The sequence below is a fragment of the uncultured Serinicoccus sp. genome (genome assembly GCF_947500995.1).
In the GTDB taxonomy this organism is placed as follows: domain Bacteria; phylum Actinomycetota; class Actinomycetes; order Actinomycetales; family Dermatophilaceae; genus Ornithinicoccus.
Window position 1 is genome coordinate 152709 of the sequence record NZ_CANMUA010000001.1, and the last position, 19934, is coordinate 172642.

The 19934-nt window shown below is 73.8% G+C and carries 15 protein-coding genes; 7 read left to right on the forward strand and 8 right to left on the reverse strand.

Annotated elements, in window-relative coordinates; all coding sequences use genetic code 11:
* The gene (gene miaA / locus Q0967_RS00605; RefSeq protein WP_298747839.1) at positions 1–957 is read right to left on the reverse strand and encodes a tRNA (adenosine(37)-N6)-dimethylallyltransferase MiaA; all 957 of its coding nucleotides are present in this window, start codon (positions 955–957) and stop codon (positions 1–3) included.
* 61 nt (positions 958–1018) lie between these two features.
* Here miaA and Q0967_RS00610 point away from each other — a divergent pair, with 61 nt between their 5' ends.
* From Q0967_RS00610 to Q0967_RS00625, 4 genes are all read left to right on the forward strand, one after another.
* Positions 1019–1369 carry a DUF4282 domain-containing protein gene (locus Q0967_RS00610; RefSeq protein ID WP_298747836.1) on the forward strand — a complete coding sequence of 117 codons (351 nt, stop codon included), beginning with the start codon at positions 1019–1021 and terminating at the stop codon, positions 1367–1369.
* 47 nt (positions 1370–1416) lie between these two features.
* Complete coding sequence (locus Q0967_RS00615; RefSeq protein ID WP_298747824.1) at positions 1417–2271, forward strand: pyruvate, water dikinase regulatory protein; 855 nt, start codon at positions 1417–1419, stop codon at positions 2269–2271.
* A 64-nt stretch (positions 2272–2335) separates the two neighbouring features.
* Complete coding sequence (gene ppdK / locus Q0967_RS00620; RefSeq protein ID WP_298747821.1) at positions 2336–4996, forward strand: pyruvate, phosphate dikinase; 2661 nt, start codon at positions 2336–2338, stop codon at positions 4994–4996.
* Positions 4997–5105: 109 nt separating this feature from the next.
* Positions 5106–5891: a (2Fe-2S)-binding protein gene (locus tag Q0967_RS00625; protein WP_298747818.1), complete on the forward strand. Its 786-nt coding sequence runs from the start codon at positions 5106–5108 to the stop codon at positions 5889–5891.
* Positions 5892–6161: 270 nt separating this feature from the next.
* Here the strand turns inward: Q0967_RS00625 and Q0967_RS00630 are convergent, their stop codons facing one another.
* Complete coding sequence (locus Q0967_RS00630; RefSeq protein ID WP_298747815.1) at positions 6162–7370, reverse strand: amidohydrolase; 1209 nt, start codon at positions 7368–7370, stop codon at positions 6162–6164.
* A 366-nt stretch (positions 7371–7736) separates the two neighbouring features.
* On the opposite strand from Q0967_RS00630, the gene Q0967_RS00635 reads away from it, so the two are divergent.
* Complete coding sequence (locus tag Q0967_RS00635) at positions 7737–7985, forward strand: WhiB family transcriptional regulator (protein WP_010148753.1); 249 nt, start codon at positions 7737–7739, stop codon at positions 7983–7985.
* A 47-nt stretch (positions 7986–8032) separates the two neighbouring features.
* On the opposite strand, the gene Q0967_RS00640 is transcribed toward Q0967_RS00635, so the two are convergent.
* Both Q0967_RS00640 and Q0967_RS00645 read right to left on the reverse strand, forming a co-directional pair.
* On the reverse strand, positions 8033–9538 hold the full coding sequence (locus Q0967_RS00640) for a sensor histidine kinase (protein ID WP_298747808.1): 1506 nt from the start codon (positions 9536–9538) through the stop codon (positions 8033–8035).
* 19 nt (positions 9539–9557) lie between these two features.
* Complete coding sequence (locus Q0967_RS00645) at positions 9558–14357, reverse strand: NAD-glutamate dehydrogenase (protein WP_298747805.1); 4800 nt, start codon at positions 14355–14357, stop codon at positions 9558–9560.
* A 139-nt stretch (positions 14358–14496) separates the two neighbouring features.
* Between Q0967_RS00645 and Q0967_RS00650 the strand changes: the two genes are divergently transcribed.
* Positions 14497–15015, forward strand: coding sequence for a hypothetical protein (locus tag Q0967_RS00650; protein ID WP_298747802.1), 519 nt, complete (start codon positions 14497–14499; stop codon positions 15013–15015).
* 4 nt (positions 15016–15019) lie between these two features.
* Complete coding sequence (locus Q0967_RS00655; protein ID WP_298747800.1) at positions 15020–15523, forward strand: DUF2505 domain-containing protein; 504 nt, start codon at positions 15020–15022, stop codon at positions 15521–15523.
* Between the two features lie 37 nt (positions 15524–15560).
* On the opposite strand, the gene pruA is transcribed toward Q0967_RS00655, so the two are convergent.
* The 4 genes from pruA to Q0967_RS00675 form a co-directional block, all read right to left on the reverse strand.
* The gene (pruA, locus tag Q0967_RS00660; RefSeq protein WP_298747797.1) at positions 15561–17189 is read right to left on the reverse strand and encodes an L-glutamate gamma-semialdehyde dehydrogenase; all 1629 of its coding nucleotides are present in this window, start codon (positions 17187–17189) and stop codon (positions 15561–15563) included.
* Positions 17190–17211: 22 nt separating this feature from the next.
* On the reverse strand, positions 17212–17706 hold the full coding sequence (locus Q0967_RS00665) for a DUF6912 family protein (RefSeq protein ID WP_298747795.1): 495 nt from the start codon (positions 17704–17706) through the stop codon (positions 17212–17214).
* 108 nt (positions 17707–17814) lie between these two features.
* Positions 17815–19230: an AAA family ATPase gene (locus tag Q0967_RS00670; RefSeq protein ID WP_298747792.1), complete on the reverse strand. Its 1416-nt coding sequence runs from the start codon at positions 19228–19230 to the stop codon at positions 17815–17817.
* Positions 19227–19916: an SAF domain-containing protein gene (locus tag Q0967_RS00675; protein ID WP_298747789.1), complete on the reverse strand. Its 690-nt coding sequence runs from the start codon at positions 19914–19916 to the stop codon at positions 19227–19229. The genes Q0967_RS00670 and Q0967_RS00675 overlap by 4 nt, the downstream gene beginning before the upstream one ends.
* Between the last annotated feature and the right edge of the window lie 18 nt (positions 19917–19934).

Genomic DNA, 19934 nt, shown 5'->3' on the forward strand with positions numbered 1-19934 from the left:
TCATCCTGCCGTGCCGGCGGCGCGCGCGACGACGTCGAGGGTTCGCGCGAGCAGGTCCGGGTCGTCGTGCTGCAACCAGACGACGCGGGGGTCGGGGCCGAACCACGACTGCTGACGCCGGGCCAGGCGACGGGTCGCGGCCGCCGTGTCCTCGACGGCCTCCTGCTCCCCGAGCTCCCCGTCGAGCTGGCGCAGCGCCTGCGCGTACCCCACCGCGCGCGAGGCGGTGCGGCCCTCGCGCAGGCCCGGCGCCTCCAGCCCGCGGACCTCCTCGAGCAGCCCGTCGGCCCACATCCGCGCCGCGCGGTCGCCGACCCGCCGGTCGAGGACCTCGCGGTCGGCGTGCAGCCCGAGCAGCACGGTGGGCTCGAGCAGCTCGCGGGTCGGCAGGGTCGCGCTGAAGGGCCGCCCGGTGAGCTCGACGACCTCGAGGGCCCGCACGACCCGTCGGCCGTTGCGGCGCTCGATCCGGGCCGCCGCGTCAGGGTCCTGCCGCGCCAGCTCCTCGTGCAGCGCCTCGACGCCGCGCTCCTCCAGCTCGCCCTGCCACCGGGCCCTGACCTCGGGGTCCGTGGGCGGGATGTCCAGCCGGTCGAGCAGCGCCCGGACGTAGAGCCCCGACCCGCCGACCACGACCGGGACCCGGCCCCGGGACCGGATCGCCGCGACGTCCGCGCGGGCCGCCTGCTGGTATGCCGCGAGGCTGGCCTCCTCGCGCACGTCCAGCACGTCGAGCTGGTGGTGGGGCACGCCGCGGCGCTCGGGGACCGTCAGCTTCGCGGTGCCGATGTCCATCCCCCGGTAGAGCTGCGAGGCGTCCGCCCCGACGACCTCCCCGCCGAGCTCCAGCGCCAGCCGTACCCCCAGGTCGGACTTCCCCGTCGCCGTCGGCCCCACCACCGCCACGACGGGGTGCTGGGACCCGGCGCCGACGACGGGCGGGGTGGTGGACGGCATACCCGGAAGTGTGACATCTGATGCGTGACGGGAGGGGCGGGATGGTACTACCGTGGCCTCCATGACTTCACAGAACCCCTCCGGTCCCCCTCAGCAGCCGCGTGGCGGCCTCGAGCCCGCCGGGCTCAAGGCGCTCTTCGACTACAACTTCGACACCTTCATCACCCCCAGCATCGTCAAGATCGTCTACGTCATCGCGACCGTGCTCGTCGCCCTCCTGACCATCGGCCTCGCGATCAGCGGCCTGGTCACGATGTTCGACGGTGGTGCCAGCATCTTCTTCGGCCTGTTCCTCATCGTCGCCTCGCCCGTCATCGGGCTGGTCTACCTCGCGTTCGTGCGCATGAGCCTGGAGCTCTACTACGCCGTCATCCGGCTGTCGGAGGACGTGCACCACCGCGGTCGGCTCTGAGGGCCGCCGCGGCGCCGGCGCCGACGTCAGGGCATACCCTCGACAGCATGTCGCGCACCCCGGTCGAGCTGCACATCATCGCCGACTCCACCGGTGACACCGCCGCCCGGGTCGCCCGGGCGGCCGCTGCGCAGTACGCCGACCACGACGTGCGCATCATCCGGCACCCGCGGCAGTCCTCCCTGGACGGCCTGCACGACTCCTTCGCCCGGATGCGGCCCGAGCAGGTCCGGACCGTCGTCTTCTCGACCGTGGTGGACGAGACCCTCCGGATGCGGGTCACCCAGCTGTGCGAGGAGCAGGGCCTGCCGCACGCCGACCTCCTCGAGCCGGCGGTGACCGCCCTGTCCGCGGTGACCGGCCAGGCTCCGGAACGGGTGGTGCGCCCCGTCGGGGTCGGGGAGGACTACTTCAAGCGGGTCGCGGCCATGGAGTTCGCCATCGCCAACGACGACGGCAACCTGTCCAACCACCTGCGCGAGGCCGACATCGTGCTCATCGGGGTGAGCCGTACCGGCAAGACCCCCCTGTCGATGTACCTCGGCTACCTCGGCTACCGCACCGCCAACATCCCGCTGGTCCCCGGCATCGCCCCACCGCCGCAGCTGCAGGAGGTGCAGCGGTGGAAGATCGTCGGCCTGACCATCGACCCCGAGCGGCTGCAGCAGATCCGCGGCCGGCGGGTGCGGGCCATGGGCAGCCCCCAGAGCCACCGCGACGGCTACACCGACCTGGTGAAGATCTTCGACGAGCTCGACGAGGTCGCCCAGCTGCAGCGCAGCCTCGGCTGCCCGGTCATCGAGACCACCGACCTGGCCCTCGAGGAGGCGGCCGGGAGGGTCATCGAGGTGGTGCAGCGGCGCCGTGAGGCGGCCTCCGGCGGCACCTCGTTCTCCCGGTAGGCTCCGTCCCACACAGGACGGCACGGGGCGACGGGGCCCCGCCCCTACCGCGAGGAGTGCAGAGATGGCCGGAGCGACGCAGACCTTCCTCTACGACATGTCCGAGGGCAACGCGCAGATGCGCGGCCTGCTGGGTGGCAAGGGGGCCAACCTGGCGGAGATGAAGCGCCTCGGCATCCCCGTCCCGGACGGGTTCACCGTGAGCACCGCGGCCTGCATCGCCACGACCGCGGCCGGCGGCGAGTGGCCGCAGGGCCTGTGGGAGGACGTGCTCGCCTCGCTCGAGCGCCTCGAGGAGCGCACCGGACGCACCCTGGGGGGCGAGCGGCCGCTGCTGCTCTCGGTCCGCTCCGGCGCCGTGGTCTCCATGCCCGGGATGATGGACACCATCCTCAACCTCGGGATCAGCGCCGACACCGTCGAGGCCCTGGGCGCGGAGGCGGACAACCCGCGCTTCGCCTGGGACTCCTACCGCCGCTTCCTGCAGATGTACGGCGAGGTCGTCGAGGGTGTGGCACCGCACGCCTACGAGGACGAGCTGACCGCGCTCAAGGCCCGCCGGGGCGTGGAGCAGGACACCGACCTCAGCACCGAGGACCTGCAGGAGCTGGTGCAGACCTACCTCGAGGTCTCGCGCCGCGAGCTGGGCCGCGACCTGCCGACCGACCCCCGGGAGCAGCTGCGCGGGGCGATCTCGGCCGTCTTCAACTCGTGGGACACCCCGCGTGCCCGCGTCTACCGCCGGGCCAACGGCATCCCCGACGACCTGGGCACCGCCGTCAACGTCATGCAGATGGTCTTCGGCAACCGGGGCGACACCTCCGCGACGGGGGTGTGCTTCACCCGCAACCCGTCCACCGGCGCCCAGGAGCTCTACGGCGAGTTCCTCGTCAACGCGCAGGGCGAGGACGTCGTCGCCGGAATCCGCACCCCCAAGCCGCTGGCCGAGATGGAGGAGGTGCTGCCGGAGGCCTACGCCCAGCTCGTGCAGACCATGCACGACCTCGAGGCGCACTACAAGGACATGCAGGACATCGAGTTCACCGTCGAGGAGGGCACCCTCTACCTGCTGCAGACCCGCAACGGCAAGCGCACCGCGGCGGCCGCGCTGCGGGTCGCCCGCGACCTCGTCGAGGAGGGGGTCCTCACGCAGGAGGAGGCGCTGCAGCGCGTCGAGCCCGGGCAGCTGGACCAGCTGCTGCACCCCGCCATCGACCCCGAGCACGGCCGCGCGCCGGTGACCAAGGGGCTTCCGGCCTCCCCCGGGGCGGCGGTCGGCGAGGTCGTCTTCGACGCCGACACCGCCGCCGCCCGCGGCGGGGCCGGTGAGCCGGTCGTCCTCGTCCGCTACGAGACGACCCCCGACGACATCCACGGCGTCATCGTCGCCCAGGGCGTGCTCACCGCCCACGGAGGTATGACGTCGCACGCGGCGGTCGTCGCGCGCGGCATGGGCAAGCCCTGCGTCGCCGGGGCGAGCGGCATCCGCATCAACACCGCCGACCGCACCCTCACCATCGGTGAGCACACCTTCTCCGAGGGCGACCTCATCACCCTCGACGGGTCGACCGGAGAGGTCTACGGCGAGGCCCTCGAGCTGGTGCCCCCGCAGATCAACGAGGACTTCGAGGCCATCGTCACCTGGGCCGACGAGGTGCGCCGGCTCGGGGTGCGGGCCAACGCCGACACCGGCGAGGACGCCGCGAAGGCCCGCGAGCTGGGCGCCGAGGGGATCGGCCTGTGCCGCACCGAGCACATGTTCATGGCGTCCGACCGGCTGCCCGCCGTCCGCCGGATGATCCTGGCCGAGACCGAGGAGGACCGCGCCGCGGCCCTGGAGACCATCCTGCCCATGCAGCAGGAGGACTTCGAGGCCATCTTCACCGCGATGCGGGGGCTGCCGGTCACCGTCCGGCTCCTGGACCCGCCGCTGCACGAGTTCCTCCCCGACCTCGTGGAGCAGTCGCTGCTGGTGCAGCGCCTGGAGCTGACCGACGGCGACCCCGGGGAGCTGACCACGGCCCGGGCCCTGCTCGGCCAGGTCAAGCGCCTGCACGAGCAGAACCCCATGCTCGGCACCCGCGGCTGCCGGCTGGCCATGCTCTACCCGGAGATCCCCGAGATGCAGACCCGGGCCATCATCCGCGCCGCCCTGGCGGTCCGCGAGCGCGAGGGCCAGACGGCCGGGGTGGAGATCATGGTCCCGCTGGTGGCCTACGCCTCCGAGCTGCAGGCGCAGCGCGCCGTCGTCGAGCGCGCGGTCGCCGAGGAGCTGGAAAGCGCCGGTGCCGAGCTCGACGTCACGGTCGGCACGATGATCGAGCTGCCCCGCGCCGCGGTGGTGGCCGACCAGATCGCGCAGCACGCCGACTTCTTCTCCTTCGGCACCAACGACCTGACGCAGACCGGCATCGGCATCTCCCGGGACGACGCCGAGGGCGGCTTTCTCTCCGCCTACGTCTCCGAGGAGGTCATCCCGCACAACCCGTTCGAGTCGATCGACCGGGACGGGGTCGGGGGCCTGGTCCGGCTCGGCGCCGAGGGCGGACGGTCGACCAAGCCCGACCTCAAGCTGGGCGTGTGCGGGGAGCACGGGGGCGACCCCGCCTCCATCGGGCTGTTCGAGGAGCTCGGGCTGAGCTACGTCTCCTGCTCCCCCTACCGCGTCCCCATCGCCCGGTTCGCCGCGGCCCGGGCGGTGCTGGCGCAGCGGGACCCGTCCTGACCCGCACAGCGGGCCGGACCGGCGCAGGGGGACCCGGCCGGGGCAGGTCACCGGGTGAGGTCCGCCGGGCGCGGCCCGCCCGGCGCGGGCGCACGGACGGGGGCCGCGCGTGAACGCACCGCAGGACGTCATGGACGACCTGTCGGCGCTCGGCGGCTTCTTCACGCTGACCGACGCGACGGGCTCCGACGCGGTGCCCTGGCACGATCTGCTGGCGGACGAGCCGCTGGCCACGCGCCTCGACCAGGTGCGGCGGGCGCTGGCCGAGGGCACCGGCCAGGACCCCGCCGACGTCGAGGTGAGGGTGGCGATGTCGGCCCTGCAGGTCGGGCTCGCCTCGCGCCTGTGGTCCGTGGGCCTGGGCGCCGCGGTGCTGCACGGGGCGGTGCCGGACCTGCGCTCCCGCCACCTGCTCGGCTCCCCCGGCCACGGCGGGGTCGCGCCGCTGGCCCTGGCGGAGGGGACGCCGTGGTGCCCCGTGCCCGGGCCGCGCGAGGCCGCAGCCGAGCTCGTCCGCAGCGTCGTGGACGGCAGCCTGACGGACCTGGACGCGGCCTGCTCCCGGGTGGGGCGCGTCCCGCCCCGGGTGCTGCTGAGCAACGCGGCCTCCAGCCTGGTCGGGGCGGCGCGGGTGCTGGGCACAGCCAGGCCCGGGGCCGCGGCCACCGCCTGGGCCGTGGCACGCCTGGTGCTGACCGCGCCCGGGCTGGCGGCCGGCGGTGCCACCCGGTCGCGCGCGGACCTGCCGTCCGGCGTCGGCGGCCCCATGGAGCGGGCGGACGAGGCCTTCCTGCGCGGCGGCTGCTGCCTGTTCGACCGCATGCCCGGTCATGGGCTGTGCCCCGACTGCGTCCGCGCCCCCACCCACGCCCACCTCGTCACGCCCGGCCACTGACGCCCGCCGCGCACCGCCTGTGCACGCCCACGAAGCCTGTGCATGCCAACCGCACCCTGTGCATGCGGTAGACGGCATGCACAGGGTGCCGATGACGTGTTCAGGCCGCGATCCCGTGCACAGACTTCCCACCGAGGCGAACGGGGTGCGAGGATCGGGGACGGGGGCATCGACGCACGATGCTCCCGAGAGGTGCTGGGAGCGAGGCCCGGCCCAGATGCTGCGCTACCGCCGCCACCTGCAGCCCGGTCGCGCGGCGGCGCCCGCGTGTCAGCGGGGGCGGACGGTGCCGGTCCCGCTCTCCTGGTCGTAGGCGTAGACCTCGACCCCGTCGATCCACGTGCGCAGCACCCGGGACTGCAGGTCCAGCCAGTCCCCGGACCACAGGGCCAGGTCGGCGTCCTTGCCCACGACGAGGGAGCCGACCCGGTCCTCGACGCCCAGGACCCGGGCCGGGTTCACGGTCACGGCCCGCAGCGCGGCGTCCCGGTCCATGCCCTCGCGCACCGCGAGCGCGACCTGCGTGATGAGGTGGTCGATGGGCACCACCGGGTGGTCGGTGATGATCGACACCTGGACGCCGGCCCGGTCGAGGATCCCGGGCGCCTTGGGGCTCCGGTGGCGCACCTCGACCTTGGAGCGGCTGACGATCATCGGGCCGTAGAGCACCGGGATGTCCCGCTCGGCGACGAGGTCCGCGACGAGGTATGCCTCGGTCCCGTGGTCCAGCACGAGACGGTAGCCGAACTCCTCGGCGAGCCGGATCGCGGTGGCGATGTCGTCCGCCCGGTGGCAGTGCTGCCGCCACGGGATCTCGCGCTCGAGGACCTTGACGAGGGCCTCGCTGACGAGGTCCGTCTCGACCGGGGTGTCCCCGGCCGCCGCTACCTTCGCCTGGTAGGACCGGGCGGCGGCGAAGGCCTTGCGCAGCACGAGGGCGACGCCGAGCCGGGTGGCGGGGGTCTTCTTCTGCTCGCCGTAGACCCGCTTGGGGTTCTCCCCGAGCGCGGCCTTGATGCCGCTGGGGTTGCGCAGCACCATCTCATCGACGTAGCGGCCGTAGGTCTTGAGGGCCACCGCCTGCCCCCCGATCGGGTTCGCCGACCCGGGGTTGACGTTGACCGTCGTCACCCCCGCCCCGAGGGCGTCGTCGAAGCCCTGCTCGCGCGGGTTGATGGCGTCGATGGCCCGGGCTGCGGCCATGACCGGGTCGGTGGTCTCGTTGCCGTCCAGCCCGGCCCAGCCCTCGCCCTCCTCCCACACCCCGAGGTGCACGTGGGCGTCGACGAGACCGGGGAGCAGCCAGGAGCCCGCCGCCTCCACGACCTCCACGTCCTCCGGCACGTCGACCTGGTCGCGTGGTCCCAGCGCGGCGATGCGCCCCTCGCGCACCACCACCGTGCCGTCCTCGATCACCTCGCCCTCGACCGGGACGACACGGGCACCGACGATGGCCAGGGACGGTCGGGGACTGGGCACAGGAACTCCTTCAGAGCGACGGATCCGGGTGCTTCCACCCTACGCAGCGGCCGCGGCGGCCCCCGCCGCACCCCCGCTGCGGCCCCCTCGTCGCGGTGCTGGTGTGACTCATCACTCACCGGGTCGCGCGGCCCGGACGGCGGTTCACCCTTGTGCTACGGCGTGTCGCGATGGGAGGATCGGGAACACTGTCCTGGGGCCTGGCGTTGGCCCCAACAGAGGACGCGGCGCCATACCCTGATCCGGCACCGCTCACGCAGACGGAACAACGAGGTGTCGTCGCCCGCCGGACACCCCCTGTTTCCCGGACGTGGGCGACGACGAGAGGACGCCCCTGAACGGGCGCAGACCAAGGAGCAGACACTGATGGACTGGCGCAACCGCGCGGCGTGCCTGGAAGAGGACCCCGAGCTCTTCTTCCCGATCGGCAACACCGGCCCGGCGCTGCAGCAGATCGAGGAGGCCAAGGCCGTCTGCCGCACCTGCCCGGTGATCGACACCTGCCTCAAGTGGGCGCTGGAGACCGGGCAGGACGCCGGTGTGTGGGGCGGGCTGTCCGAGGACGAGCGCCGGGCGCTCAAGCGGCGCAAGGCGCGCGCACGACGGGCGAGCTGACCCCCGACCACCCCTGAGCACTCCGCCACCGGAGGAGGCCGTGACCCTCAGCCGGTGGCGGAGCCCCGCAGCCGCACGGTAAACCGCACGACGGTCCCGTGCGGCTCCGTCGTCTCCCAGCCGATCTGCCCGCGCAGGTCGCTGATGAGGGCCTCGACGATCTGCGTGCCGAGGCCTGCGGCCGGCTGGGCGGCGGCCTCGGGCGCGTAGCCCCGACCGTTGTCCGCCACACTCACCTCCAGCACCTCGGTGCCCCCCTCGTCCCGCGTGCGCGTGGCGCTCACCACGACCCGGGACGCCCCGGCGGGGCGCTCCCCCTCCTCGAAGCCGTGCTCGACCGCGTTGTGGACGAGCTCGGCCAGGACCATGGCCAGGTGCGTGGCGTCGTCCGGGGGCAGCTGGCCGAAGGAGCCGTCCAGCTCGGTCTCCACCACCGCCTGCGTCGAGGCGACCTCGACGGTGGCCCGCAGGATGCGCGTGGCGACGTCGTCGAAGTCGACCCGCTCGGAGAAGGCCTGGCTGAGCGTGTCGTGCACCAGCGCGACGGTGGACAGGCGCCGTCCCGCCTCGGCCAGCGCCTCCTGCGCCTTGGGGTCGTCGAGCCGCCGGGACTGCAGCCTCAGGAGGGCGGCCACGGTCTGCAGGTTGTTCTTGACCCGGTGGTGGATCTCCCGGATCGTGGCCTCCTTGCTCAGCAGCTCGCGCTCGCGCCGACGGATCTCGCTGACGTCGCGCATGAGCAGCAGCGCACCGACCCGCCGCCCTCCGTGGGTGAGCGGCACCGAGCGCAGGGTGAGGTTGACCGAGGAGGTCTCGATCTCGGTCCCCCACGGCGCGCGGCCGGTGAGGACCAGGGGCACCGTCTCGTCCACCGTCGCCCCAGGGGTCAGCCGCGTCGAGACGATCTGGGCCAGGTCGGCGCCGCCCACGTGGTCGGTGTGCCCGAGGCGGCGCAGCGCCGACACGGCGTTGGGGCTGGCGTAGTCGATGAGCCCGTCGGCCGTGAGCCGCAGCACACCGTCCCCGACCCGGGGGGTGCCCCGGCCCACCCCGGTCGCCACGTGGTCCATGGGGAAGGCGCCCTCGGCGATCATCGAGAACAGCTGCTGGCTGATCTGGAGGTAGTTGACCTCCAGGCCGCCCTGCTGGCGCATGTTCTGCAGGTCGGTGTGCCGGATGAGCACCGCGATCGGACGGCCGGTGCGCACGACGGGGACGTACTGCTCCCGGACGTAGCCCACCTCGTCGGGGGTCAACGGGCGGCCGGTCTCCATGACCTGCGTCAGCAGACGCTCCCGCGCCGCTCCCGGGGCCTCGCCGATGACGTCGTCGTGGTAGAAGTTCGGCCCGGTGGAGGGCCGCGCGTGCGCGGCCAGGAACCACGGCGACAGGTGCGGGTCGGCGACGTCGTCGCGCTGCACCGGGAGCCACAGCGTCAGGTCGGCGAACGCCAGGTCCGCCAGCATCTGCCAGTCACCGACGAGGCGGTGCACCCAGTCGATGTCGGCACCCGACATGGACGAGCGCGACAGGGTCTCCCGCAGAACAGCCACGAGGTGATTGTCGCAAAGGTCAGTCGGCGGATCCCTGCCGGACCAGTCCGCGCAGGGTGCGCAGCGCCACGGAGAGCGGCGCCAGGTCCGGCTGGCTCATGCCGCTGACCGTGCGCAGCACCTGGCTGGTGCGCACGAGGGCCTCCCGGTTCTCCGCCATCCACTCCCGCACCCGCTCGAGGGAGTCCTCGGCCTCCTCGGTCCCGGTGCGCTCCACCACCGTCCGGGTCAGCCCGCGCATGACGCCGTACAGGTCGTCCCGCAGCGCACCACGCGCCAGGGAGGACCACCGGTCCTCCCGCGGTAGGTGGGAGACGTGGGTGAGCAGGTCGTCGATGCGGAAGGCCTCGGACACCCCGAAGTAGATCTCGGCGACCTCGGTGACGTCGCGGTCGATCTCGCCGGCGAGCTCGGCGACGTCCAGCAGCGAGTAGCTGTCCAGCAGCGAGGCGTAGAGCTGCGCGAGGTCCTCCGGTATGCCGTTGGTCCTCGCCCACTCCGCCCGCGCCGCCCAGCGCTCGCGCTCGTGGCCCTGCAGGAGCTCGCCCAGTCGCGGGACCAGCTCCTGGACCGGCTGGGCGAAGCGCTCGATCTCCTCGTCCATGCCGGTCGACAGCGAACGGTTGTTGAGGAACCACCGGGTGGCCCGGTCCAGGAGCCGCCGGACCTCGAGGTAGAGCTCGGTCTGGATCTCGGTCGGCACCCGGTTGTCCAGCGCCTCCACGGCGGCCGTGTAGTCCGCCAGCCCGAAGACCGAGCGCACCACGTGGAAGGCCCGGGTGATCTGCGCCACGGTGGCGCCGGTCTCCTCCTGCGCCCGGAAGGCGAAGGAGACACCGCCCCGGTTGACCATGGCGTTGGCGATCTCGTTGACGACGATCTCCCGCCGCAGGGGGTGCTCCAGGATCTGCTCGCGGGCCCGCTCGCGCAGCGGCCCCGGGAAGTAGTGCAGCAGGGAGTCGAGCAGCGCCGGGTCGTCGGGCAGCTCGGTCTGGCTCAGCTCGGTCTTCAGGCCGAGCTTGGCGTAGGCCACGAGCACCGAGAACTCGGGGGCCGTCAGCCCCGTCCCCGCCTTCTCGCGGCGCGCCCACTCCTTGTCGTCGGGCAGGAACTCCAGCTCGGGGTCCAGGCCGGCGTGCTCACCGAGGTAGCGGATCAGACGCTGGTGGACCGGGGCCATGACCCCCTTCTGCAGACGCCCGTTGCCGATGAGCACGTTCTGCTCGTAGTTGTGCCGCAGGACCTTGCGGGCCACGTCGTCGGTCATCGAGGCGAGCAGCTCGTCCCGGTCTTCGAGGGACAGCTCGCCCTCCTGCACCAGCGGGGTCAGCGCGATCTTGATGTTGACCTCGTGGTCGGAGGTGTCGACGCCGGCCGAGTTGTCGATCGCGTCGGTGTTGACGTGGACGCCGGACAGGGCCGCCTCGACGCGGCCGCGCTGGGACAGACCGAGGTTGCCGCCCTCGCCGACCACGCGGACCCGCAGCGCCCGCCCGTCCACCCGGATGGGGTCGTTGGCCCGGTCGCCGATCTGCAGGTCGGTCTCCGTGGAGGCTTTGACGTAGGTGCCGATCCCGCCGTTCCACAGCAGGTCCACGGGCGCGAGCAGGATGGCCCGCAGGAGCTCGTGCGGCGTCATCGTGGTGACGTCCTCGTCCAGGCCCAGCCGCTCGCGGACCTGCGCGCTGACCGGGATGGACTTCTGCGAGCGGGGGTAGACCCCGCCGCCCTCGCTGATGAGGGAGGTGTCGTAGTCCGCCCAGCTGGACCGCGGCAGCTCGAACAGGCGCTGCCGCTCGGCGAAGGAGGCCGCGACGTCCGGGGCCGGGTCCAGGAAGATGTGGCGGTGGTCGAAGGCCGCGACCAGGCGGATGTGCTCGGAGAGCAGCATGCCGTTGCCGAAGACGTCGCCGCTCATGTCGCCGACCCCGACGACGGTGAACTCCGTGCTCTGGGTGTCCAACCCCAGCTCCCGGAAGTGGCGCTTCACCGACTCCCACGCACCACGCGCGGTGATGCCCATGCCCTTGTGGTCGTAGCCGGCCGACCCTCCGGAGGCGAACGCGTCGTCGAGCCAGAAGCCGTAGTCGCGCGCCACCCCGTTGGCGATGTCGGAGAACGTCGCCGTGCCCTTGTCCGCGGCCACCACCAGGTAGGGGTCGTCCCCGTCGTGGCGCACCACCCGCTCCGGCGGCTGCACGTCGGTGCCGACGCGGTTGTCGGTGACGTCCAGCATGCCGCTGATGAAGGTGCGGTATGCCGCCTTCCCCTCCTCCAGCCAGGCGCCGCGGTCGACGGCCGGGTCCGGGAGGTCCTTGGGGAAGAAGGCACCCTTGGACCCGGTGGGGACGATGACGGCGTTCTTGACCATCTGCGCCTTGACCAGCCCGAGCACCTCGGTGCGGAAGTCCTCGCGCCGGTCGCTCCAGCGCAGGCCGCCGCGGGCCACCGCGCCGAACCGGAGGTGGCTGCCCTCGACCCGGGGGGCGTAGACCCAGATCTCGAACGCCGGCCGTGGCTCGGGCAGCAGGTCGAGCTCACGCGGGAGCAGCTTGAGGCTCACCCAGGCCTTGGGGCGGCCGTCGGCGTCCTGCTGGTAGAAGTTGGTGCGCAGGGCGGCCTGCACGACGGACGCCAGCGAGCGCAGGATGCGGTCCTGGTCGAGGCTGGCGACCTCGTCCAGCGCCCGCGCGATGGCCTCGGCCACGTCCTGGGTGCGGGCCGTGCGCGCCTCGTCGTCGGCGTGGGCGTCGGGGTCGAACCGCGCCTCGAAGAGCTCGATGAGCAGCCGGGCGATGTCGGGGTTCGCGACCAGCGCCTCCTCGAGGTAGTCGAGGCTGAAGGTTCCGACCTGGCGCAGGTAGCGGACCAGGGTGCGCAGGATGACCACCCGCCGCCAGTCGAGTCCGGCCGTGAGGACCAGGGAGTTGAGCGTGTCGGACTCGGCCGACCCGCCCCATACCGCGGTGAAGGCGTCCTCGAAGGCCGCCGCCACCTCGTCCTCCGTGCGGTGCTCGCCTCCCGTCCACACCGACTCCGACGGGGCCCGCAGCCCGAAGTCGTAGATGTAGTCGGGCGAGCCGTCGTCGTTGGTGCCGTCCAGCTCGTAGGGCCGCTGGACGGTGACCTCCAGGCCGAGGTCGGCGAAGACCGGCAGGACGTGGGTGAGCGACATCTCCTCGGAGCGGTAGACCTTGAGCCGCCGCTCGGTCGGGGCCTCCCCCGGGTCCCGGTAGACGTGCGGGCGGGCCGAGGCGTCGCTGCCGTGCAGCTCCCCCAGCCGCTGCAGGTCCAGATAGGCGGCCTCGCCGTCGAAGTCTTCCTTGTAGGCCTCGGGAAAGGCGTCGGCGAACCGCGCCACGAGGTCGCCGGTGGCGCCCTCGTCCTCGACGTGGGCGGCGACGGCGTCCGCGAGACCCTCGACCCAGGTCCGGGTCACGGCGGTCAGGCGGGCCTGGAGCTGCCGCTGGTCGACGTCGGGCAGGTCCTTGTCCCGCGGGACCGTGATGACGAAGTGCAGCTGCGCCAGCGGCCCGTCCCCGACCCGGGTGGCGTAGTCGGCCAGCTCCCCGTCGTAGGTCTCCTCCAGCAGGCGCTGCACGCGGAGCCGGTTGGCGGTGTTGTAGCGGTCGCGGGGGAGGTAGACGAGCGCGCTGACGAACCGGCCGAACTCGTCCGCCCGGACGTAGGCCTTGGCCGCCGGCCGCTCGAGGAGACGGACCACGTCGCCGGCGGTCGCGGCGAGGTGCTCCACCGGAGCCTGGAACAGCTCGTCGCGGGGGTAGGCCTCCAGGACGCTGAGGAGGTCCTTGCCGGAGTGGCTGTCCGGGGCGAAGCCGGACTCGGCGAGCACCTGCTTGACCTTCGCGCCGACGATCGGCAGGCGCTGGCTCGACTCGGCGTAGGCGCTCTGGGTGAACAGGCCCAGGAAGCGGTGCTCCCCGACGACCTCTCCCCGCTCGCCGAACCGGCGGACCCCGATGTAGTCCAGGGGCACCGACCGGTGGACGGTGGCCCGCGTGTTGGCCTTGGTGACGGTGAGTAGCCGGGGGTCCCGGGCCGTGCGGGCGGCCTCCGGCCGCAGCACGGTGGGCGCGGGGTCGTCGGCCTCGTCACGCAGGATCCCCAGACCGCTGCCGGCGACGGCCTGCAGCGCCAGACCCTCGTCGGTCTCGACGAGGTCGTAGCTGCGGTAGCCGAGGTAGGTGAAGTGGTGGTCGTCGACCCAGGTGAGGAAGTCGACGGTCGAGCCGACCTCGTCGCGGTCCACGGACCGCGGGGGTCCGTTCTCGAGCTCGTCGACGATGGCCCGGGCGCGCTGGCGCATGGTCCCCCAGTCGCGGCAGGCGCGGCGGACGTCGGTGAGCACCCGGCCCAGGTCGTCCTCGAGGGAGGCCCGGTCCTCCGGCTCCGGCACGCGGTCGACCTCGACGTGGATCCAGGACTCGACCCGCTGCCCCTCACCGACGTCCTGCGGGTCGAGGTCCAGCACGTCGCCGGTGGACTCGTCCACGACGACCTGCGGGTGCAGGAGCTGGTGCACCGCCAGCCGGTGCCGGCTGACCTCGCCGAGCACCGAGTCGACGAGGAAGGGCATGTCGTCGGTGACGACCTGCACCACCGTCTGGCGGCTCGTCCAGCCACCCGCGTCGAGGGTGGGGTTGAGGACACGGATGGCCGCGCTGCCCGCCGCCCGCCCCTCGGACAGCTCGGCCATCGAGCCCGCCATCGCCTCGCGCTGCTCCTGCTGGCGACCGGCCAGCTCGGTGGCGGCCAGGTGGTGGAAGAACCGGTCGGTGAGCGTGTCGGTCGACGTCATCGTGCGCAAGCACTCCTCGGGTCGCGGGCGTCCGGCGCACCCCGACGTGCGCCTGCGGCCACCCTACTCGGCTCGCTGCCTGCGCATCCCCTGGGGACAACCCCCCGAGCGGCCCCCGCGCGCGCCCTAGGGTGGGCCCATGACCGGGATCGACCGGCCCCCCGGGCCCACGGCCGCCCGGCAGCGGTCGGGGGCGGGACCTGCTCCCGCCACGCTGCTGCGCGCCGCCGAGGAGGTGAGCGCCCTGGCGCCGGACCTGGGGTGGTCCGAGGCCAGCGGTCTCGTGGAGGCGCTGCTCGACGGCGTCGCCCACGTCCTGGCCGACGCCGCGACCGACCGCGACCGCCCCCGGCCGCAACCCCTGGTCGTCGGGGCCATCGGCGGGACCGACCGGCTGCCCGACCATGCCGGGTGCCGGGCCGCCGCGGGGCGCCTGCGGGCCCTGTCCGGGGAGCTGCTCCCCCACCCGGCCCCCTGGGTCGCGGAGGCCGCCACCGTGATGACCGAGCTGGGGGACCTGCTCGACCGGGTCGCCGACCGCACCCGCAGCGGTGCCCTCACCCGGGCCGACAAGGGGGTGGTCCTGCGGCGGCTGCACGGCCTGCACCGACGGTGGCGCGCTGCGCTCCCCGAGCCGGGCGCCCAGGACGTACGGTGAGGCCATGAGGATCACCGAGACGATCCGCCACCCGGCGGACCCGCAGCGCACCTTCGAGATGCTGACCGACCACGCCTACCAGGTCCGGCGCTGCGAGCGCTCGGGGTCGCTGGACCAGACCGTGCAGGTCGAGACCGCACCGGACGGCACCACGACCGTGACGACGCAGCGGCACCTGCCGAGCGACGGCATACCCGACATGGCCAAGGGGCTCATCGGTCCCCGGCTGCTCGTGGTCGAGACGGTGCGGTGGGGGTCGCCGGACGCCGACGGCGAGCGCGAGGGCGCGATGAGCCTGGAGATGCCGGGGCTGCCGATCACCTTCACCGGCGGCATCCACCTGCGTCGCGGCTCCGAGCCGCAGGTGACCGACCACGTCGTCGACGGGGACCTGGAGGCGCGGGTGCCGCTCCTCGGCCGCCGCGTGGAGGCGATGGTCGCCGAGCGGATGCGCGAGATCGTGCAGCTGGAGGAGCAGGTCGCGCGGGAGTGGCTGGCCGGGGGCTGAGCCCTCGGGCCGCCCGCTCAGCTCACCCGCTACCCGCTCACCCCATGTGCGGGTAGCGGTACTCCGTCGGGGGGACGAAGGTCTCCTTGATGACCCGGGTGTTGACCCACCGCTGCAGGTTGGCCGCGGAACCCGCCTTGTCGTTGGTCCCGGAGGCACGCGCGCCACCGAACGGCTGCTGCCCGACGACGGCACCGGTGGGCTTGTCGTTGATGTAGAAGTTGCCTGCGGCGAAGCGCAGCCGCTCCACGGCCTGGCCCACGGCGGCCCGGTCCTGCGCGATGACGCCACCGGTCAGGGCGTAGGGCGCCACGGACTCCATCTGGTCCAGCATCGAGGACCACTGACGGTCCGGGTAGACGTGGACGGTGAGGATGGGGCCGAAGTACTCGGTGGTGAGCATCTCGTGCGTGGGGTCCTCGACCACCGCGACGGTGGGCCGCACGAACCACCCGACGGAGTCGTCGACGGTGCCGCCCGCCACGACCTCCACGCCGGAGTCCGCGTGGGCCCGCTCGATGACGCCGCGGTGCTTGGCAAAGGCCTTGGCGTCGATGACGGCGCCCATGAAGTTGGACAGGTCGCGCACGTCACCGACCTGTATGCCCTCGGTCGTCTGCGCGAGGTCGTCGCGCAGCGTCCGCCACAGCGACGCCGGGACGTAGGCGCGCGAGGCTGCCGAGCACTTCTGGCCCTGGAACTCGAAGGCCCCCCGCACGAGGGCGGTCCGCAGCACGTCGGGGTCGGCGCTGGGATGGGCGACGACGAAGTCCTTGCCCCCGGTCTCGCCCACGATGCGGGGGTAGGACCGGTAGGTCCCCAGGTTGGAGGCCACCCCCTGCCAGAGCCCGTTGAAGACGGCGGTGGAGCCGGTGAAGTGGATGCCGGCCAGGTCGGGGCTCTCGAGGACCACCTCGGAGACGGCCGGCCCGGTGCCGGTCAGCATGTTGATGACGCCGTCGGGCAGGCCGGCGGCGCCGAGCAGGTCCATCATCACGCTCGCCGCCCGCTGCTGCGTCGGCGCCGGCTTCCAGACCACGACGTTGCCCATGAGGGCCGGGGCGGTGGGGAGGTTGCCGCCGATCGCGGTGAAGTTGAAGGGCGTCACCGCGTAGACGAAGCCCTCCAGCGGGCGCTGGTCGATGCGGTTCCAGGTGCCGGGCGAGTTGCGGATCGGCTGCTCGGTGAGCAGCTGCCGCGCGTAGTGGACGTTGAAGCGCCAGAAGTCGGCCAGCTCGCAGGCCGAGTCGATCTCGGCCTGGGTGGCGGTCTTGCTCTGGCCGAGCATGGTGGCGGCGTTCATGCGGGCGCGCCACGGCCCGGCCAGCAGCTCGGCCGCCTTGAGGAAGATCGAGGCCCGCTCCTCGAAGGACATGGCCCGCCAGGCCGGCGCCGCCTCCCGGGACGCCTCGATGGCCGCGCGGGCGTCCTTCTTGGTGGCGTCCCGCATCGTCCCGAGCACCTCGGCGTGGGCGTGCGGCTGCACGACGTCGATCGCGGCGCCGCCCCCGGTGACGGGCGCGCCGCCGATGACGTGCGGCAGGTCCACCGGGCTGGCCGCCAGCTCGGCGAGGGCCGCCTCGAGTGCGCCCCGTTCGGCACTCCCCGGCGCGTAGCCGAGGACGGGCTCGTTGAGCGGGCTGGGGACGTCGACGATGCCATCCATGGCGTGATCTCCTCGCGGTCGGTCAGTCGGTCGGTCGGTCGGTCGCTCGGTCGGGCGGCGCCGTCCCTCGTCCGGCGAGCTCGGTCCGGCGGACCAGCTCCAGCACGTGGTCCAGCTCGGTGGTGTCGAACCAGGACAGCTCGATGTCCTCGGCGTCGTGGTCCGCCAGCACCGAGGGGTCGCCGGTGACGACGTCGTCGCCCAGGTGCAGGGCCGCGACCCGGGGCAGGTCCACGGACGCCACCTCGATCCACCCGTCGTCCACGGCAGGCGTGGTCACCAGCCCGGAGTCGGCGTCGACGGCGGCCAGCACGACCGGGACCCCGGCCCGCGCCAGCTCCTCGGCGGCCACCTGCGTGGCGGCGTACTCGAGCTCGTCGTCGTCCGCGCTCGGCTCCTGGGCCCGCAGCACCTCGGTCACCGCCGTCGCGCGCACCGGACCCGCCAGGCGACGGTCCTGCGCGAGGGCGGTCAGCTGGTCGCCGGTCAACGGGACGTAGCACCGCACGGTCGTCATCGCCGACCTCCTCGTCAGGGTCACCGGGCCGGGCCGCCGGGCGGCGGCCTCACCGTCATGGTGTCAGACGTGGGGCCGGTCCCGAAGGGTGGGGCGACGGGCCGCAGGTCAGGTGCGGGCCCGGCGGGTCGGCCACCAGCGAGAGCGCGAGGCGTCCGCGGAGCCGCGACGCCCGCTGACCAGATGGGCCAGGGTCCGGATCGACTCCCGAGCCGGGCTGGCGGGGCGTGACTCGGCGAGGGTATGCCCGTGCAACAGGGCCGCGTCCAGGGCGTCACGGTCCTCGGGGACCAGGTGCACCTGGCCGACACCGGCGAAGCGCCGCAGGGTCTCGGTGATCCGCCGGCCGGGCTCCGGACCGACCGGCCCGGGACGCACCCGGGTCACCACCACCTGGGCCTTCGCCCGGGTGAGCCCCGGCAGCTGGTCGACGCTGCGCACGAGGCGCTGCAGGCCCACCGGGTCTCCGGTGCCGACCACCAGCACCCGGTCGGCCTCCTCCAGGGCGCACAACGCGGCCCCGTTGCGCCGCGGCGCGCTGGTGTCGAACGACAGCTCCTCGTCCTGCTCCACCGTCGGCGCGACGTCGACCACCACCCACCGGGCGACGGACCGGGCCTGCTGGAGGATGTCGGCGAGGGCGCTCTCCCGCAGCTCGGTCCACCGGTCGGCGCGGGGCAGCCCGGTGAGGACGAGCAGCCCGGGGCGTACCCGCGGGGCGAGGCGCACGAGGTGGTCCGCGTCCAGGGTGCCCTGGTCGGCGGCACGGGCGGCCGCCGCGACCCCGGGCGACTCGTCGAGCACCGCCAGCGCCTGCGCCACGCCCGCCCCGTAGGTGTCGGCGTCCACGAGCAGGACCTGCGTCGTCGCGGACGCCAGCTCGGCGGCGAGGTTGACGGCCACGGTGGTGCGCCCGGTGCTCCCGTGCGGCCCCCACACCACCACGACCTCGCCCTCGGGCGAGCCGTCCTGCCCGGAGATGTCCTGCTGGTCCGTCCCCGCGGCCGGCCCCGGCCCGGCGTCGTCCTGCCCCGCACCCTCGGGCCCCGCCTCGACCAGCAGGGCGGCCGGGTCGGTCCGCCGTCCGGAGTCAGCACCGTGCTCAGCGTGGCCGGGCCCACCCTGCCCGGCCGGCGTGCCGGTCGGTCCGCGGTCGTCCCCGGAGGAGTCCGCCCGCCCCAGCGAGGCGAGCACCGCGTCGAGCTCGGGCGTGGTGCTCTCCACCGCCAGCAGCGTGGTGACGCCACGCCGTTGCAGCGCGCGCGCCGCGTCCGGGTCGTCGCGCGGGTGCACCCCCACGACCTGCACGCCGTCGGCGCCGAGGCCCAGCACCGCGTCCCGGTCCAGCCCGCGCAGGTCGTGCGAGAGGAGGACGACCTCCGCCAGGCCCGCCCGGGTGACGCCGAGCAGCTCGGGCAGGTCGGCGCACCGGCGCACCAGCCGCGCCTGGGTGGACCCGTCCAGCAGGGCCGCGACCTGGCTCTCCCACCGGGGGGCCACGGCGGTGACCAGCGGACGGCTCACCCGCCCTGCTCCTGCTCCCCCTGGGTGCGGGGCGCCGGGACCAGGGTCAGCCGCGCGTCCTGGTCCACGGCCGCGATGACGTCGCCCACCCGGTCCGCCGGGACGACGAGGGCCACCGGGGTCCGCCCCAGGGACCCGCCCAGCCCGCCGGCCTGGTCGGCGACGCGGTCGACGACGGCCCCCGGCAGCAGCAGCTCGGGGTCGCGGTAGACCTCGCCCGCGGCCTCCGGGTCGCGCCGGCTCACCCACACGTCGACCGCCGTCCCGACCTGCAGGCCGGCGACGGTCGAGGCGTCCACCGGGACGTTGACCGTCTTGTCCAGCGCCTGCCGCTGCGTGCCGACCGCGGCCGCGGGCACGATCTCCCCGGCCGCGACGCGGCGCAGGAGGTAGGTGCCGCCCGCCACCGGGTCGGTGGCGTCCAGGTAGTGCTCCGCGGAGTCACCGAGCCGCACCTGGACGGTGACCAGGTCCGCGTCCGCGATCGGCTGACCTGGCAGCAGGTCGCGCGCCGCCGCGTAGACCGGCCGGGTGTCGTCCAGGCCGGACACCAGGCGGACACCGCCGGCCACCGAGAGCACCACGAGCAGCACCCCCACGACCAGGCGCAAGTCACGCCACCCCGGCGCCTGCAACCGGCGCGCGGTGCGCCCCGGCCCGTCCGACGTCGTCGCTGTCGGTCCCATCACGAGGCCCCCTTCGTC